The sequence below is a fragment of the Streptomyces sp. NPDC001880 genome, assembly GCF_053594575.1.
On the sequence record NZ_JBSFET010000018.1, the window covers coordinates 39,348 to 55,428 of the forward strand.

The following is a 16,081-nucleotide window of genomic DNA, read 5'->3' on the forward strand; positions in this document are numbered from 1 at the left end:
CGTCAGTCCGATTCGAGCAGCACTCCCTCGTAGGCGAGCCACTGCGCGAAGGAGTGCAGCCCACGCGCCAGGCCCGTCGCGGGTGTCCAGCCGGGCGGCCGCGCGGTGCCGGCCGGAGTGCGCCATCCGGGCTCGGCGTCCGGCACCGCCCGCACCGGAACGGGCCGTACGGCGCCGTGCACGGCCTGCGCCAGTCCGGCCGCCGTGCACGGTTTCTCGGCGACGACCGCGATGCCGCGGTTCTCCGGCCGGGCGCGCAGCACCGCCTCGATCGCGTCGGCGAGATCGTTCACGTACACGGGCCACACCTCGGCGTCCGGGTCGCCCTCGGCCGCGACCGGGTGGCTGCGCAGCGCGTCCCACACCATGCGGCCGATCGGCGTGTGACGTGAGCAGCCGGGGCCGTACAGCTCACCCACGCCCAGGCGGTACGGGGCCGGGGCGCCTTGCGGATGGACCGTCACCTCCCGTTCGGGGCCCTGGAGCCGCGTCAGGTCGATCACGGCGGCGGACCGCTCGTGCCGGTCGGCCAGTCTGCGTGCGAGGTGTTCGCCGAGCGGGGTCGCCGCCCCGCGCCAGACGAGGCCGCCCGGCCGTCGCGGGCGGGTACGCCGCTCGACGGCCGCTTCGCGACCGGCCAGGAGCGCCCGCCGCGCCACCTCGGCCAGGGGCTCGCGGCGGCGTGCGATGTGGTCCTCCGTACTCGCGTTGCTGATGCCGCCCGGGCCGATCGTCGCCACCGACTCCGCGTACGCCTCCGATGGAGCGGAAGGTACGGCGAGTCCGGTGCGGGCGGCCTCGAAACCCATGGCCAGAGCCGTCAGCCAGGTCCCTCGCACATCCGCCTCGGCCGATGCGGCGCCGGGCGGGCGCAGCAGCGCGGCGGGCAGTCCGGCACCGCGCAGGTACTGCTCCGCGTCCAGGTGCAGCCACCGCTGCGGGCCGGGGCCCTGGACCCGTACCGCGCACTGCGCGACGCCGTGCTTGAAGAACGGCAGCACCGACAGGCCGGTGAGGGTCTCGCCCTCCTTCCCGGGCCGGTCCTCCGGCACGAAACAGACCGAGCGGCGCGGGCCGCGGAAGGCGTTCCCGGAGATCGAACCGCGGTCCTCGTGCTCGGCGAGATTGGGCACGGCGACATAGCGCGGAACCCCACGGGCGCTCAGATAGCGGTGCATCAGAATGTCGTCGGGCCAGCCGCCGAGCCGTTGTCTGCCATAGGCGACGAACCCTTCGGCGATCCGGCGCGGCAGCACGATCGCCACGCACGGGAAGTACTCGTTCACGGCGCCCACCCAGCGGGCGCCGGCCATCGCCCCCAGCCGGACAGCCGCCCCGTTGCGGGAGTCCCACAGGGCGAACAGGGCCAGCGCCGCATCGGGCAGCTCCTCGATCGCGAGCCGGACCCGGTCGAGGAAGGATTCGGACAACACCATGTCGTCCTGGACCACCAATTGATGTGTGGCCCCGTCCTCGATCGCCGACCACGCGGCCAGAGCGGTGCGCAGCACCGACGGAGTACCGGTGGGGTCGGGGTCCATGACGACCCGCAGAGGGCCCGAAGGCACGCTCAGGGCCAGTTTCTCGGCCGCCGCCCGGCGTCTGGGATGGGTCATGACCACCGCACTGAGCCGCCCGCGTGCCATAAGTCCTCCCTCTGCCCGGATCGGCCCGGACCGCACCGGGCATCCGTCCGGGGCCCGTCCGCCAGCCGGATTCGGACAGTACGGGCGGTGTCGACGGCCCGCAAGAGTGCCGAAATGGCCCTCTGGCAGGCGGACGACGGGCCCATGGATGCTGGGCCCGGCACGCCAGGGTCCGTGAACCGCGTGCATCCCCCGACGCCGGAAAGAGGCTTTCATGCCTGCGTTGTCCCACCCGACCACTGCCGCCGCCGAGGAGACCGTCCGCTCCCGGCTCGGCAAGCTCCGCGATGCCCGGGTCGTCGTGACCGGCGGCGGCGGACTAGTCGGCAGCAGACTGGTCGCGCTGCTGCAGAACGCCGGATGCGCCGTCACCGTCCTGGACCGCATGGACGCCTATCCCGAGTCCGGTCACGAGACGTTCGGCGTGGCGCGCAGCGGCGCCCGGCTGGTCGTCGGCGACATCCGCGACGCCGACACCGTCGGGTCGCTGCTGCGGGAGGCCGACTTCGTGGTCCACGCGGCCGCCTACGCGGACGTCGCGGCCTGCACCCGGCGCCCGGACATCGCCTTCCGCGCCAACGTCGAGGGAACCCAGGTCGTCCTGGAGCAGGCCGCGCGGTTCCCCGTCCAGCGACTCGTGCTCGTCTCCTCCGCTTCCGTGTACGGCAACGGCGCCCCCGACACCGAGGGGCCGCAGGTCTTCCACGAGGACATGCCGCTCAACCCGGTTTCCGTGTACGCCAACGGCAAGCTCTGGGCGGAGCACCAGACCCGCCTGATGCTGGACGCCTCCAGCGGCACCGAGTACGCGGTGGTGCGCTACTTCTCCGTGTACGGCGAGCCCCAGATCCCCAAACCGGGCAGCCACTCCTGGATGGTGCCCTGGCTCTCGCTCCAGGCGCGCCTCGGGCGGCCCATGCGGCTCAACGGCGGCGGCAACCAGGTCCGCGACCTCATCCACGTCGACGACGTCGCCGAGGCCACCGCGCTCGCCCTGACCGAGGAACAGATGGCCGGGCAGACCGTCAACGTCGGTACGGGCCGGCCCACTTCGGTCCGTGAGGTGGCGGATCTGATCACCCCGTACTTCCCCGGCTCGAGGCGGATCGTCACCCCGCGTCCGGAGGGGGATCCGCTCGGCGGCTACGCCTGTGTCGAGCGCTCCCGCGAGCTGCTGCGCTGGCAGGCCCGCATCGAGGTCCGGGAGGGCGTGGACCGGTACGTGCGATGGCTGCTGGAGACGCCGGACGCCATGCCGCGCTGGCTGGCCGAGGAGTCCGGCGAACCGGAAGGGGCATGACACGCTGCGCACTGACGGGCCCGCGGGGCACATGGACGATGTCCGCCCGCACGACGGACAGCCATTGCGCACTGACGGGCCCGCGGGGCGCATGGACTGCGACGAAGGCGACACGCACACGATGAGTTACACCGGCTCCTACATCTGGTCGTTGCGCCGGCAGGTCGGCTCCAGGACGCTGCTGGTGCCCGGCGCACAGGTGCTGCTGATCGACGCCGAGGGCCGCGGGCTGTTCCAGCAACGTGCGGACACCGGGGTCTGGGAGCTCCCGGCCGGCTCCTGCGAGGAGGGCGGCGACTTCACCGACGCCGCTGTTCGCGAGGTCGCCGAGGAGACAGGCCTGCGGGTGGAACGGGAGGATCTGGTGGCGTTCGGGACGCTCTCCGACCCCCACGTGCACACCCTGACGTATCCGAACGGGGACGTGACGCACTGCTTCGCGCTCTGCTTCGTCGCCCGGGGCTGGGCGGGGGAGCTGTCGCCCGGCGCCGACGAGGTGCGGCGGGCCCTGTTCCGGCCGCTCGACACCCCGCCCCGACCACTGCACCCGCCCACGGAGGTGGTGCTGTCCATGTACGAGAGGTTCCGCGCGGAAGGCAGGTTTCAAGCCCGGTGAACGCCATGGATCCGATACGTGCGGCAGTGCCCTGCCGGGCCTGCCTGTCCGGCGAGGACCTGGACTGGCTCGGCGGCGGCCGGTCGGTGAGCCTCGCGCTCGGCCTGATGACGACCGTGGAGGCCGGTGCCGGCCCCGCGTCCCGAGAAGGGGCCGAGGACAGCTGGCAGCGGGAGGTATGGGCGTTCCTGCGCGCGCGGCTGCCCGGACTCGGCCCGCGCCCGCCCGCCGTCACGGTGCGCAGCGAGGCGCCCGCGGCCAGCGGCCTGTCGTCGTCCACGGCGCGGATCGTGGCGCTGTTCCGGGTGTTCGCCGACGCCTCCCGGCACGGGCGGCGCGTCTGCGACGCCACGATCACGCAGTGGGCGTACGAGTTCGAGTTCGCCGTCTTCAACGGTGGCGGCATGGACCATCTGGCGGTCGTCGAGGGCGGTGCGCTCCTCCTCGACGGACGCGAGCGCGGGCTCCCCGCCGTACGGGACCGGCTGGACTTCCCCGAGCAGTGGCGGGTGGTCGTCGTGGACTCCGGCACCCGCAAGGACACCGGGCACCACATCCGGGACGTGCGGGCGCAGCTCGCGGCGGGCGACCCCGCGCTGGCCGCCTACCGGTCCGCGGCCGACGACGCCTCGGGCCGGGTGTGGGAGGCCCTGCGCTGCCGGGACCTGGCGGCGCTCGGGGCCGCGATGGCCGAAGCCCACGAGGCCATGCGGGACCATCAGCGGATGTCGACGCCGCTCCTGGAGGAGCTGCGGACGGTCGCACTGCGCTCCGCCGGCCTGCCGCTGAAGCTCAGCGGGGCCGGCGGGGGCGGTGCGCTGGTCGGCATCTGCCCGGCGGACGAGGTGGCCGCGACGGCGGACCGCCTCGCGCGGGCACTGCGCGCCCGCCATCCGGGCGCCCGGGTCGTGCCCACCACGGCGGCCCCGGGTGCCCGGCGGGAGCCGGTGCCGGTGGCGGGAGGTCAGAGAAAGGGGTCGTAGTCCTGCACGAGCGGGAGTTCGCCGGTTCCGCGGGCGATGCGCTCCAGCTCCAGGTTGGAGCGGTGGCGCGCGCAGTGGAACCGGCAGTCCCGGCTCGGGTCGACGATCCCCCGGCGGTCCGCGTCCTGCCAGATGGTGGCGAGGTCGTCGGTGACGGCGTCGCCGATCCTCGCGAGCGGGTTGCCCCGGTGGTAGGCGCACACGTACACCCCGGAGGGGGTGATGAGCGTGCGGAGTTCGGCGACCCGGCAGCGGTCGTACTCCTTGGGCTGGACGGGGCCGACGTGGCCGCGCAGCGAGGTGAGGGTGGAGGAGTTGACGAGCTGGAAGTGCTCGCTCTCCAGGCGGGCGGCCTCGGCGAGCTGGCGGTCGACGGACTCCAGCATCTCGCCGGGGACCTGCACGATGTGGTGGTCGTCGTCGAACATGGCCTTGGTCTCGAAGTAGTCGCAGCCGATGTCGTGCGCGAGTTCGGCAGCGCGCAGCACCTCGTGGTGGTTGGTGACGGTGCCCCCGCCGGGTTCCTGACGCGACATCACGAGGAAGGAGTAGCCGAGCGCACCGGTCTTCTCGGCGGCGAGCAGCCGCATGTTCTCGATCACCTTGTCGAAGACGCTGCGACCCTTGCGGTCGGGGCGGAACAGGCCGTACGTCCCGGCGGTGCCGGCGTCGACGGAGACCCGGACCCAGGTGGCGTACCGGGCGAGCTCGGCGAGGTTCTGCCGGATCATCGTGCCGTTGGTGACGACCCCGACGGCCAGGCCCGCTTCGCCGAGGATCGTCAGGACCTTGCGGGTGCCGCGATGGGCGAGGGGTTCCCCGCCGCCTATGAGGACCACTGCCCGTACGGACATGGCCACGAGTTCCTCGGCGAGGGCGGCGAGCCGTTCCGGGGTGAACCGTCCTTGGTTGAGCAGCTTTCCGCTGATGCACTCGGGGCAGGCCAGGTCGCAGAACGTCGTCGGATCGAGGTCCACGACGAGCGGGGCGCTGGAGGGCTCGCCGGAGGCGGCCTGGAGGATCCGGGGCCAGCCCGTGGGCTGGTACAGCTTGGAGACGAGGTCGAGACGGTCGTGCGTCACAGGGCTCTCCTCTGCGGGGTGTACGGGGTTCGTCGGCGGGGCGTACCGGATCCGGCCGGGCGTCGCTCAGCCCTTGACCGCTCCGGTGGCCAGCCCCGCGGCGATCTTGCGCTGGACGGCCAGGAAGAAGACGACGACCGGCAGGGCGGTGAGCGTGGCGCCCGCCATCAGCCCGCCGTAGTCGGTGCCGAAGCTGGTCTGGAACGAGACCAGCCAGATGCTGAGGGTCTGCTTCTGCGGGGTGGACAGCAGGACGTAGACGAGGACGTACTCGTTCCACGCCTGCACCATCGCGAAGACGGAGGTGGCGACGAGTCCGGGGGCGAGCAGCGGCAGGACGACGCGGACGAAGGCACCGAACCGGCCGCAGCCGTCGACCATTGCCGCCTCTTCCAGCTCCGCCGGGATCGCGGCGATGAAGCCGTGCAGCATCCACACGGTGAACGGCAGCGTGAAGACGAGGTAGACGAGGATCACCCCGCCGAGGCTGTCGGTGAGACCGGCATCGTTGAGCAGCAGGTAGACGGGGATGATCAGGGCGGCGAGCGGGATCATCTGGACGGTGAGGATCACCACGACGAACGCCTTGCGGCCGGCGAAGCGGAAGCGGGCGAGGGCGAACGCGGCGAGAGTCCCGACCAGGAGGGAGACGAGTACGGTGCCGAGGCCGATGACGGCGCTGGAGCGGACGTTGGGCCAGAAGGTCTCCGTACGCATCGCGCGGGCGAAGTTGCCGAGAGTGGGGCTGCTCGGCCAGAACTCGGGCGGCAGGCTGAGGATCTCGGTCGCGGGCCGGAATGCGGTGAGGACCATCCAGTAGACGGGGAACCCGAGCACGGCGGCCACGAGCAGGCCCAGCAGGTCGTAACGGCGCCGGGGCCGCCGCACGGCCCCTGCCCGGTGCTTCTTCGGTGCCGCGCTCATTCGGCCTCACCCAGCCTCAGCATCTGCCGCAGGTACACGACGGCACCGGCGAGCAGCAGGACGACGGTGACCAGCGCGATCGCGGCTCCGGTGCTGTAGCGGTTGACGGCGAACGACTCGATGAAGGAGTAGACGCCGAGCAGGTAGTACTCGCGCTCCGGCTGTCCGCCGCGCATCAGCCAGATCTGGTTGAAGACCCCGAAGTCCCAGATCGCCATCAGGGTGGTGACCATCACGAAGAGGGGCTTGATCGAGGGGAAGGTGACGTACCGGAACACCTGGGACGGGCGGGCGCCGTCGATGAGGGCGGCCTCCTCCAGCTCCGGCGGGATCCGGGTGAGCGCCGCGTGCAGGCTGACGGCGGCGAACGGCAGCGCGCCCCAGACGACGACCGCGGTGATCACGGCGAAGCCCTGCCAGGGATCGGTGAACCAGTTGTGCCGGGCGAGATCGACGCCGGGCAGCGTCGACAGGAGCCAGTTGACGAGGCCGTAGTCCGCGTCGAAGAGCCAGCGGAAGACGGCCGCGGCGACCATCACCGGCATCGCCCAGACCGCGACGAGCACACCGGCGAGGACCGCTCGCACCCATGGCGACGTCCGCCGCATCAGCAGGGCGATGAGCAGGCCGGCCGCCATGGTGAGGGCGACGCAGACGACGGTGAACAGGGCCGTGCGGGCCACCACCGTCCAGAAGAACCCGTCACCGAGGATCGTCCGGAACTGTCCGAGACCTGCCCAGGGCGGCGTCGCGCCGCTGAACAGTTCCTTGCGGGTCATGTCCTGGAAGGCCAGGGTCACCATGTCGACCAGCGGGTAGCCGAGGACCACCAGGAGGGCGAGGAAGGACGGGGCGATCAGCAGGTAGGGCAGATGGGGGCGGGGCCTTCGCCCGGCGGGATCAGCGCTCATTGATCACCGCGTCGATCCTGCGGTCCGCCTCGCGTGCCGCGTCCCGCACGGACGCCTTTCCGGTGGCGATGCGCTCCAGCATCTCGGGCAGGACGTTCGACTTCTCCACCGAGGTCCAGCCGGGGGCGAGCGGGGTGACCCAGCCGCGCGCGGCGGCCTGGGCGGCCGGACCGTTGATGCCGTCGGCGGCGACATCGGCCAGTTGCACCGTGTTGTTCGGCAGGGTGTTGGCGGCGATCAGCTTCCGTTGCGACTCGCCGTCGGTGAACAGGCGGATCCAGTCGGCGGCCAGCTCCTGATTCTGCGACTTGGCGGGCACGGCCAGGGTGGAGCCGCCGAGGAACGGCGGAAGCAACTGCCCGGAGGGGCCGGGGAAGGCGAAGGTGGCGAACTTGTCCTTGAGACGCGGGTCGCCCCCGGAGCGGGCGTCGGCGGCGGCCTGAGCCTCCCAGGTGTTGCCGTAGAAGACGCCGACCTTGCCCTGCCCGACGACGGCCGGCTGGTCGCCGTTGTCCTTCGCCCGGTCGCCGACGTAGTAGTCGTCCAGGATCTTCTTCCAGGCGGTGAGCCCCGCGACGGACTTCGGCGAGGAGAGGGCGCCCTGCCAGCGGCCTTCCTTCTCCACCGCCATCTCACCGCCCGCGTCCTTGACGAAGCCCATGGCGGCGTACCAGTAGCGGCCGGGCATGTAGAAGGCCGAGAAGCCGCGGTCCTCGGCACCGTACTTCGCCTTGAGCCGGTCCAGGCCGGAGATCAGCTCGGCGTAGGTGCGCGGCGCGCGGGCGATCCCGGCGCCCTTGAAGTAGTCGGTGCGGTAGACGCCGACGCGCGCTCCCGCGTAGTACGGCACGCAGTACGTCCGGTTGTCGTGGCGACAGGCGTCGGCGAGCGCGGGCAGCCACTGCCCGGACCGCTCGAAGGCCTTCGGGTCCAGCGGCGTGAAGGCGTCGTTGACGATGTAGTTGGTGGTCTCGCTGTTGCCCATCTCGACCACGTCGGGCACGTTCTGGCCCGCGAGGACGGCGTCCAGCTTCTGGTTCTTCGTCGTCCACTGCTGGTACTGGACATCGACCTTCACGCCCGGGTGCTGCTTCGCGAACCGCTTGTTGGCGGAGGCGACCATCTCCGGCCAGCTCTCGCGGGCGTCCACGGTCAGCCACACCTTCAGAGCGCCGCCCGCGCCCCCGCCCGGCGCACCCCCGTCTCCCGAACCGCACCCCACCACCATGAGCAGCAACAGAGCTCCCAGGATCCCGGACCGGCGGGGCAGACGCAGTGTCATGGATTCCTCCGTGCGGGATTCATCGAGACGTACGGGACTTCGGCGACGGTCTTCTCACTACCCCGCGGACCGAGGCTCCCCGCCGCGACACGGAGTTTCGGCCGGAAGACAACGGTGCGCTTCCCACAACGGGCCCAGCCTCCCCCAGCTGCGCTGCGCCGATGCCATCGGCTGCCCGGCGGGACGGGGGCCGCACTCCGGCCATGCTGACGCGAATGCCTCGGTGAGTAACCGGGGTGGCTCTTGACGGTGACGGTGCGGTGCCCGCAGTTTGAGCCCCTGCGGCACTCCACGACCCCGATCGAAGGGCTTGTACGTGACCGAGCAGACGACCACCGCGTCCGACACCTCCGCCCCCGCCGGCTCCGCGCGCCCCGTGCGGGTCAACGCATGGAACGGCTGGGCCCCCCTGCGGCATGTGATCGTCGGCCGTGCGGACGGCACCGTGGTGCAGGCCCCCGAACACGCGGTGCGCCGCGACTACCCCGACGACGGCTTCCCGCTGGGGACGTACGGCCCCATGCCGGCGGACATGGTGGCCGAGGCCGAGCAGCAGCTCGACGACTTCGCGGACATGCTGCGGCGGCGCGGCATCCGCGTGGACCGGCCCACCCCGGTCGACTTCGCCCAGGCGGTTTCCACGCCGGAGTGGACGCACGACTCGATGTTCGGCTGCATGCCGCCCCGGGACCTGCTGCTCACGGTCGGCAACGAGGTCCTCGAAGCGACCATGTCGTACCGCAGCCGCTGGTTCGAGTACCTCTGCTACCGCCCGGTGCTCCAGAGCCTGTTCGACGCCGACGACCGGATGCGCTGGGAGGCCGCGCCCAAGCCACGGCTCACGGACGCCTCCTACAAGGCCGGATTCTGGGACACGTACAACGACCTGCCGACCGAGGAGCAGCTGGCCCGGGTCCGCGACTACGACCTCGTGCTCACCGAGGCGGAACCGCTCTTCGACGCCGCGGACGTGGCACGGTTCGGCAAGGACCTCTTCGTGCAGCTGTCGTTCGTCACCAACAGGAGCGGCTACGAGTGGCTGCGCCGCCACTTCCCCGACCACCGGGTGCACGCGGTGACCTCTACCAACACGCATCCGCTGCACATCGACGCGACCTGGGTGCCGCTGCGGCCCGGTCTCGTGCTGCACTGCGGGGAGCGGCTCGCGGACGCCGAGCTGATGGAGTTCTTCAAGCTCAACGACTGGGAGATCGTGGAGGCCGTGCAGCCGGCCAGCTGGGATCATCCGCCGAAGCTGTCCTTCTGCAGTCCCTGGCTCGCCGGGAACATGCTGAACCTGGACGAGAACACGCTGTGCGTGGAGGAGAAGGAGGTGCGGCTCGCCGAGCAGCTGTCCTCGTACGGATTCGAGATCGTGCCGGTGCCGTTCCGGGCGGTCGGGCCGTTCGGCGGCGGGCTGCACTGCGCGACCGTCGACATCGAGCGGGACGGCACGATGGAGGACTACTTCCCGCACCGGTACGGCCGGTTCTAGGCGGATCCGCGGTGGTGACGGACGGGATCGGCGCCGTCGTCCTCGACTTCTACGGGACGCTCGTACGGATGGTGGAGCCGCTGCCGCCGGACCACCGCGCCGTCTTCGCCCGCCGGGGCCTGGCGGCACAGGGCGAACTCTGGGGCGACCAGTGGTCGGTGGGCCCCGGCGAGGGCGAGGAGCACGCCGCGCACTCGGTCGACGAGACGGCGTACGTGACGTGGGAACGCGACCGGCTGCGGCGCCGGGCGCGGGCCTGCGGTGTGCCGGAGGCCGAGCTCGGCGGTCTGGTCGCCGAGCTCGACCGGGCGATGAAGGCGGTCCGGCTCGACCTCTACCCGGACGTGCCCGGGGTGCTCGCTGCGCTGCGGGCGCGAGGCCTGCTGATCGGGGTGTGCTCCAACTGGTTCTGGAACCTGGAGGAGTGCGTCGCGGCGGTGGGGATCGCCGGCGCCGTGGACGTGGTGGTGGGCTCCGCGCGTGCGGGGGCCCGCAAACCGCATCCACTGATCTACCGCACGCTGCTGGAGCGTTGTGCGCTGCCGGCGGACCGGGTGCTGTTCGTCGGGGACATGTGGGTGCCCGATGTGCTCGGTCCGCTGGCGGCGGGGATGCGGGCGGTGCACCTGTGGCGGCCCGACCGGGCGGTGGACGGTGTCGCGCCGCCCCTGCCGGAGGGGACGGCGCGGATCACCGGCCTGCGGGAGCTCGTCCCGGCAGTGGACTCCGGTGGCGGAGGCGGTCGAGGAGGTTGCGGGTGACGCGGACGACGGCCGGGTCCTGCTCGTGTCCGCAGACCACGGGCCAGTCCGTGGTGCCCGCGGTGAAGACGGTGCCGCCGGCCGTGTAGAGGCCCATGGTGGCGGCACGCGGGCTGCTGATGGACGGTTCGCGCACGGGGCCGTTCCAGTGACCCCATTTGAAATGATGGAAATCCTCGTGCACCGGTTCGAGGACGTGAATTCCAAGAATGAGGAAGGAGTCCGGAGTCCCGTCCTCCCCGGTGGTGCGGGCGATTCCGTGCGCGTCGTACGAGAATGCGGCTCCGTCGCATTCGTATCCGATGAGGGGTGTGCCGGCTCCCAGCCGGTCCGCTGTTCCCCCGTCGGAACCGTCGCGCAATCCTGTGCCTTCGTAGATCCAGTGATCGGCGTGCTGCACCGTGTATCCGACGCGGGGGCGGTCACCGGGCCATTCGGTGGCGGGCCACATTCCACCGTTTCGAAAGCTCACTCCGGTGAGCGCGTTCTCCGGATTTCCGACCCCGTCGGGAACGGGTGCCCACCACTGGTCGGTGGCGGGCAGATGAGGATATTCATCGCCGACGTGGTGATCGGTGTCCGAGACGAAAGCAGTGTTCCGGTCCGTCGGATGCACCCGCCACCAGCAGGTGTTGGCGCTGAGAAAAGCGATGTTCCCGCCGTCGCGGACGAATCGCTCCGCATGGGTGCGCATCGCCGCGCTCCAGTATTCGTCGTGCCCGACGCTGAGCAGGAGGTCGTACGAGGACAGCAGCTCGGGGTCCTCGTGCAGATCGAGATCGGTGCAGTACTCGACTCGGTAGCCGTGGCGTTCCAGCCAGGCGATGAAGGGCGCATCCCAGTAGGCGAGGTCGACAACGCCCCCGGGGCGGTGGAGGCTGACTTTGTGACCTCCGGGTTCACCGCCGTCGGCGGCCCGGTGGACGGGGTGGTCGTAGAGGCTGACGGCGCGTTCCAGACCGGGCCGGTCCGAGCGGTTGTAGGCGTGCCGGGTGAAGGTGGACTTCTTGTAGAGGATGCGGGAACGGCTGCCGGGGACGCGGGCGCGTACGACGAAGAACTCCCGGGCATGCCCTTCGAGTTGCTCCGCGCCGAGGAGGGGAGGGTTCCCGGGGCGGTCCGGACCGCATTCGACGAATTCGACCAGATGGATTCCCGGCTGCCAATCATCCGGTACGGGAAGGGTGAGTGGCGGCCAGTTCCAGTCGTCGGCGGGGGAAGCGAGTCCGGGTAATCCGTCGGGATGACCGGGCGGGGTGTGCTGCGCACCCGGATATTCCTCGGATTCCCCGACGGGTATGAGCTCCCGGCCGAGTCGGTAGAAACGAAGACGGAACCGCGGGGCGTCGGTGGAGAGATGGAACGTCACTTCCCCGCCGACGAAAACGCTTTCACGTCCTAGATATCCCTCAATCATGCCGCTCATATTAGGCAGCCGTCGCAGGCGCGACAACGGTGCTGACAACCGGCCATTCGATCCCTTCTTTTCGGACACGAGGGCAGGGCTGGGACTCCCTGTCCCGTTCTCTGGGTAGAGGTGAATCCGAAACGGCCTAAGGGCTGTCCGTCGATCGGTGAGGGGATCGTATGAGCGATGCATTTCGCGGTGAATTCCGTGTACGGGAACTGGTGCTGGGCATCGAGGGGCTCGCGCTGCTGCGCCACGCCGTGGACGGTGACGAGGCATTCCTCCAGGAACGGGTGGCGGAGATCCGTCGCTTCGCCCTCGGCGAGGAGAAGCTTCCGGACGGCGGGGCCCTGGTCAGCGAGCTCGACGCGGCGGCGGGGTACGCGTCCTGGTCGGCGGTGTACGACTCGCTGCCCAGCTCGTACATCGAGGTGGAGGAACCGGTCGTCCGCACCCTTGTGGACGGGATCGCACCGGGAATCGCGCTCGACGCCGCCTGCGGCACCGGCCGCCAGACCCGGGCGCTGACCGCCTTCGGTCACCGCGTCATCGGCGTCGACCAGTCGCCGCACATGATCGCCAAGGCCCGCGAACACGCCCCGGACGCCGAGTTCCGTGTGGGACACCTGGAACGGCTGCCGCTCGACGACGACTCCGTCGATCTCGCCGTCTGCTCACTGGCCATGACGCACCTTCCGGATCTCACCCCCGGTATGAAGGAGCTGGCCCGGGTGGTCCGGCCGGGCGGCCGGATCGTCGTCTCGGACATCCACCCGTTCGTGATCGCGCTCCAGGGACAGTGCCTCTTCGTGCACGGCTCCGAGGAACTCGCCTTCGTCCGCAACCACGTCCATCTGCCGAGCCACTACCTGGAGGCGTTCGGCCGGGCGGGGCTGCGGGTGCGAGGCTGCCACGAACCACTGTTCAACGGGCGTCTCGCGCCCGGCGGCTACGAGGAGTTCATCGCGGACGCCGCCCGTGCCGCGTGGGAGGGGCTCCCGATCGTCGTCGTCTGGGACGTCGAGGTCCCCGCCTGAGGGCTGTCCCGCAGAAAGGAGCCTCCATGGCCCTGGCACTGGTACGTCATTCGGAACGGCCCGAGCTGTGGGACCGCATTCCCGAGCGGTTCGCCGGCGTGGTGCCCGAGTACAACCTGCACGGAGACATCAACGGCGACTACTGGAACCGGCTGTTCGACGACTTCCCGGAGTTCCAGTTCGTCCTGTACGACGACGAGCACGACGTGATCGCAGGCGCCGGCCGCTCGCTGCCCCGCACCTGGGACGGCACCGCGGCGGACCTCGGCCCGGGACTGGACGACTCGATCGCGCGGGCCTTCGCGGACCGCGACGCCGGGCGCACCCCGGACGCGCTGTGCGCGCTGGGCATCGAGGTCGCCGAGGACCATCAGGGCCGGGGGCTGTCCAAGGTGCTGCTCGACGCGATGGCGGAAACGGCGCGGCGCGCCGGGCTCGCGACGGTCCTGGTGCCGGTGCGTCCCACCTGGAAGGAGCGGTACCCGCTGGTGCCGATCGAGCGGTACGCGGCGTGGACCCGGGACGACGGAACCCCGTTCGACCCGTGGATCCGGACCCAGGTGGGCGCGGGCGGCACCGTCGCGGCGGCGTCCGAGCGCTCCTCGCGGATCACCGGGACGGTCGCCGAGTGGGAGAGCTGGACGGGCCTGGCCCTCCCGGAGGACGGGGAGTACGTCTTTCCCGGCGGCCTCGCGCCGCTCCGCGTCGACCGGGCACGGGACCTGGCCTCGTACTGGGAGCCAGGGGTGTGGATCACGCACCGGGCCGGGGGCCGGCGAGCCGGTCAGGGCGTGTTTCGAAGGTAGCGTCGTCCGCCCGGAGGGCGGGGTCAGGGGCGTCCGGTCCTGACCCGCCGGACAGGCCCTGGGCGAGTCCTTCCCCCGCGCGGACCGCCGTCCACGCGAACGCGGCCATCGTACGGACCTCGTCCGGGCCCGCCTCGGGGCGGCGCTCGGGCGGGAGTCCGGCCGGTCCGGCGGTGGCCACGGCGGAGTGCCGCAGCCGGTCGAGCGCGTCGGAGGGCATCCCGTCCGGCAGCGGGCCGAGGCGGCGGGAGGCATGGGCGGCCTGCCGTCCGAGCAGCAGGCAGTGGGTCCACAGCTCCTGCGCGAACGCGCTGCCGAAAGTCCGGGCCACCTCCGCCGCGAGGTCCTTGGGCAGATGCGCGTCCCGCGCCGCACTGACCGTGTCCTTTGTGAGGCCGGTCGCGGGGAGCGCCTCGCGCCAGCGGTGGTGGCCGCGCCCGCCGTCGGCGCCGTGTTCCTGTCCGACGAGCCGGATGCAGCCCTCGCCGTACCGCATGTACGGGATCCAGCCCGGCTCCTCCAGGACCCGGCCCCGGGCCAGCAGGGGTGCGGCGTCGGCGGCGGAGGTGGGGCAGACGGCGAGCCGGATGCCCTGGGCGGCGTGGTCGTTGATGCTGGTCGTGCCGACGTGCTCGACGATGTTCGGTACGGCGAGCAGGCTCATCCGGCCGTGCTCCCGGAAGAAGACGGAGAGCAGTTCGTCGTCGTGGCGTTCGGCGCTGTCACGGGCGTACGCGCGGAAGGCGGCGGCGCTCCCGGCAGGCAGGCAGACGGCGAGGGACGGCGTGAACTCGTCGGGAACGGCCCGTACCCAGGAGGCACCGGCGAGGGCGGCGAGCCGGGCGGCGGCCCCGTTGCGTGCGTGCCAGTTGGTGTAGAAGACCAGCGCCTCGTCGGGGAACCGGGTGGCGGCCGCGGTGACGATCTCCAGGAGCTCGGCGGGGGCGTCGACATCGTCCTGGACGACCAGGTGGTGACTGGCCTCCGGGCGCACGGCCGACCAGGCGACCAGCGCGGTGCGCAGGGCGGAGGGCGGGCCCGCCGGGGCAGGGTCCATGGCGAGGCCGTCCAGCCGCAGCCGGTCGGCGAGGGCCTGGGCCTGGGCGAGGCGCACGGGGTGGGTCATCACGGCCGAACTCACGTGGGGCTGGGTCATGTTGGTCACACTGCGCTCCTCGGCAGGGGTGGTCGTCGGTCATGGTCGCAGAGCGCGGACCGACGGACCTCGGTGTACCGGGAGTTTGGCCGGATCAGCGGCGGTGGCGGCTGTGCCGGTGGGAACGGGCGCTGCCCCGCCGCTCGCCGTCACCGGGTACGCCGGTGCTACGCCGCCCCCGAGCCGCGCCGGCCCTTGTAGTTGATCTTCATCGTGTCCATGTCCGTCACCGTGGACCGCAGCGCGCCATGACCGTATCCCCGCTCGTCGAGATAGGTCTCCGCGCGGTCCTCGGCGATCGCACCCGCCATCTCCTCGCCGTCGTCGGCGTCGGAGACGACCACGTACCGGAGGCTGAAGTGCTTGAGCACACGGTCGTACGCGAGCGAGCCCTCCTCGGTGAACTCCATCGCGCTCAGGCCGTGTTCGTCCACCTCGGCCAGCAGCCGGGCGCGGGCGCTGTCCGTCAGGCCGTCCCAGGTGCCGCGCACGATCACTCGGTAGGTGTGCTGCGTGCTCATCGTGTTCCGCTCCGCGTTCCGTTCGTGCACCGCTCATGAACCTTTGGGCCAAGGCTACGGCGGTACGGGCGGGGCGCATCCGGATTTTCGGGCGCCCCGTGGTCTTTGCCGAAGTCTGACGGCGACGGCCCTGGCCTGGGCGTTGTCCAGAGT

Annotated in this window: 15 protein-coding genes; 7 read left to right on the top strand and 8 right to left on the bottom strand. The window is 71.4% G+C overall.

The window, feature by feature from the left end:
- Window positions 1-2 precede the first annotated feature (2 nt).
- Window positions 3-1,616: a hypothetical protein gene (locus ACWCQ6_RS13670; protein ID WP_451088678.1), complete on the bottom strand. Its 1,614-nt coding sequence runs from the start codon at window positions 1,614-1,616 to the stop codon at window positions 3-5.
- Between the two features lie 244 nt (window positions 1,617-1,860).
- On the opposite strand from ACWCQ6_RS13670, the gene ACWCQ6_RS13675 reads away from it, so the two are divergent.
- From ACWCQ6_RS13675 to ACWCQ6_RS13685, 3 genes are all read left to right on the top strand, one after another.
- Window positions 1,861-2,946 carry an NAD-dependent epimerase/dehydratase family protein gene (locus tag ACWCQ6_RS13675; protein WP_451088680.1) on the top strand — a complete coding sequence of 362 codons (1,086 nt, stop codon included), beginning with the start codon at window positions 1,861-1,863 and terminating at the stop codon, window positions 2,944-2,946.
- Between the two features lie 121 nt (window positions 2,947-3,067).
- On the top strand, window positions 3,068-3,562 hold the full coding sequence (locus ACWCQ6_RS13680) for an NUDIX domain-containing protein (RefSeq protein ID WP_451088682.1): 495 nt from the start codon (window positions 3,068-3,070) through the stop codon (window positions 3,560-3,562).
- Window positions 3,563-3,567: 5 nt separating this feature from the next.
- A complete protein-coding gene (locus ACWCQ6_RS13685) occupies window positions 3,568-4,545 on the top strand; it encodes a GHMP family kinase ATP-binding protein (RefSeq protein ID WP_451088684.1) in 978 nt (325 codons plus the stop codon).
- Here ACWCQ6_RS13685 and ACWCQ6_RS13690 read toward each other — a convergent pair.
- The 4 genes from ACWCQ6_RS13690 to ACWCQ6_RS13705 all read right to left on the bottom strand — a co-directional run bounded on the left by ACWCQ6_RS13690 (window position 4,527) and on the right by ACWCQ6_RS13705 (window position 8,744).
- On the bottom strand, window positions 4,527-5,627 hold the full coding sequence (locus ACWCQ6_RS13690) for a radical SAM protein (RefSeq protein WP_451088686.1): 1,101 nt from the start codon (window positions 5,625-5,627) through the stop codon (window positions 4,527-4,529). The genes ACWCQ6_RS13685 and ACWCQ6_RS13690 overlap by 19 nt on opposite strands.
- Window positions 5,628-5,693: 66 nt before the next feature.
- Window positions 5,694-6,551 carry a carbohydrate ABC transporter permease gene (locus ACWCQ6_RS13695; RefSeq protein ID WP_451088688.1) on the bottom strand — a complete coding sequence of 286 codons (858 nt, stop codon included), beginning with the start codon at window positions 6,549-6,551 and terminating at the stop codon, window positions 5,694-5,696.
- Window positions 6,548-7,462, bottom strand: coding sequence for a carbohydrate ABC transporter permease (locus tag ACWCQ6_RS13700; RefSeq protein ID WP_451088690.1), 915 nt, complete (start codon window positions 7,460-7,462; stop codon window positions 6,548-6,550). Before ACWCQ6_RS13700 ends, ACWCQ6_RS13695 begins: the two co-directional genes overlap by 4 nt.
- Window positions 7,452-8,744: an extracellular solute-binding protein gene (locus tag ACWCQ6_RS13705; RefSeq protein WP_451088692.1), complete on the bottom strand. Its 1,293-nt coding sequence runs from the start codon at window positions 8,742-8,744 to the stop codon at window positions 7,452-7,454. The genes ACWCQ6_RS13700 and ACWCQ6_RS13705 overlap by 11 nt, the downstream gene beginning before the upstream one ends.
- A gap of 316 nt (window positions 8,745-9,060) precedes the next feature.
- Between ACWCQ6_RS13705 and ACWCQ6_RS13710 the strand changes: the two genes are divergently transcribed.
- Both ACWCQ6_RS13710 and ACWCQ6_RS13715 read left to right on the top strand, forming a co-directional pair.
- Window positions 9,061-10,239, top strand: a complete 1,179-nt coding sequence (locus tag ACWCQ6_RS13710; protein ID WP_451088694.1) for a serine/threonine protein kinase — start codon at window positions 9,061-9,063, stop codon at window positions 10,237-10,239.
- 14 nt (window positions 10,240-10,253) lie between these two features.
- A complete protein-coding gene (locus ACWCQ6_RS13715) occupies window positions 10,254-11,000 on the top strand; it encodes an HAD family hydrolase (RefSeq protein ID WP_451088696.1) in 747 nt (248 codons plus the stop codon).
- Here ACWCQ6_RS13715 and ACWCQ6_RS13720 read toward each other — a convergent pair.
- Window positions 10,930-12,417, bottom strand: coding sequence for a N,N-dimethylformamidase beta subunit family domain-containing protein (locus ACWCQ6_RS13720; protein ID WP_451088698.1), 1,488 nt, complete (start codon window positions 12,415-12,417; stop codon window positions 10,930-10,932). The two genes, ACWCQ6_RS13715 and ACWCQ6_RS13720, sit on opposite strands and share 71 nt — an antisense overlap.
- Window positions 12,418-12,587: 170 nt before the next feature.
- Between ACWCQ6_RS13720 and ACWCQ6_RS13725 the strand changes: the two genes are divergently transcribed.
- Entirely contained in the window at window positions 12,588-13,445 is an 858-nt protein-coding gene (locus ACWCQ6_RS13725; protein ID WP_451088700.1) for a class I SAM-dependent methyltransferase, read from the top strand.
- Between the two features lie 26 nt (window positions 13,446-13,471).
- Entirely contained in the window at window positions 13,472-14,251 is a 780-nt protein-coding gene (locus tag ACWCQ6_RS13730) for a GNAT family N-acetyltransferase (RefSeq protein ID WP_451088702.1), read from the top strand.
- Here the strand turns inward: ACWCQ6_RS13730 and ACWCQ6_RS13735 are convergent.
- The gene (locus tag ACWCQ6_RS13735) at window positions 14,199-15,407 is read right to left on the bottom strand and encodes a hypothetical protein (RefSeq protein WP_451088794.1); all 1,209 of its coding nucleotides are present in this window, start codon (window positions 15,405-15,407) and stop codon (window positions 14,199-14,201) included. The two genes, ACWCQ6_RS13730 and ACWCQ6_RS13735, sit on opposite strands and share 53 nt — an antisense overlap.
- Window positions 15,408-15,574: 167 nt before the next feature.
- Window positions 15,575-15,928, bottom strand: coding sequence for a DUF6204 family protein (locus ACWCQ6_RS13740; RefSeq protein ID WP_451088704.1), 354 nt, complete (start codon window positions 15,926-15,928; stop codon window positions 15,575-15,577).
- Between the last annotated feature and the right edge of the window lie 153 nt (window positions 15,929-16,081).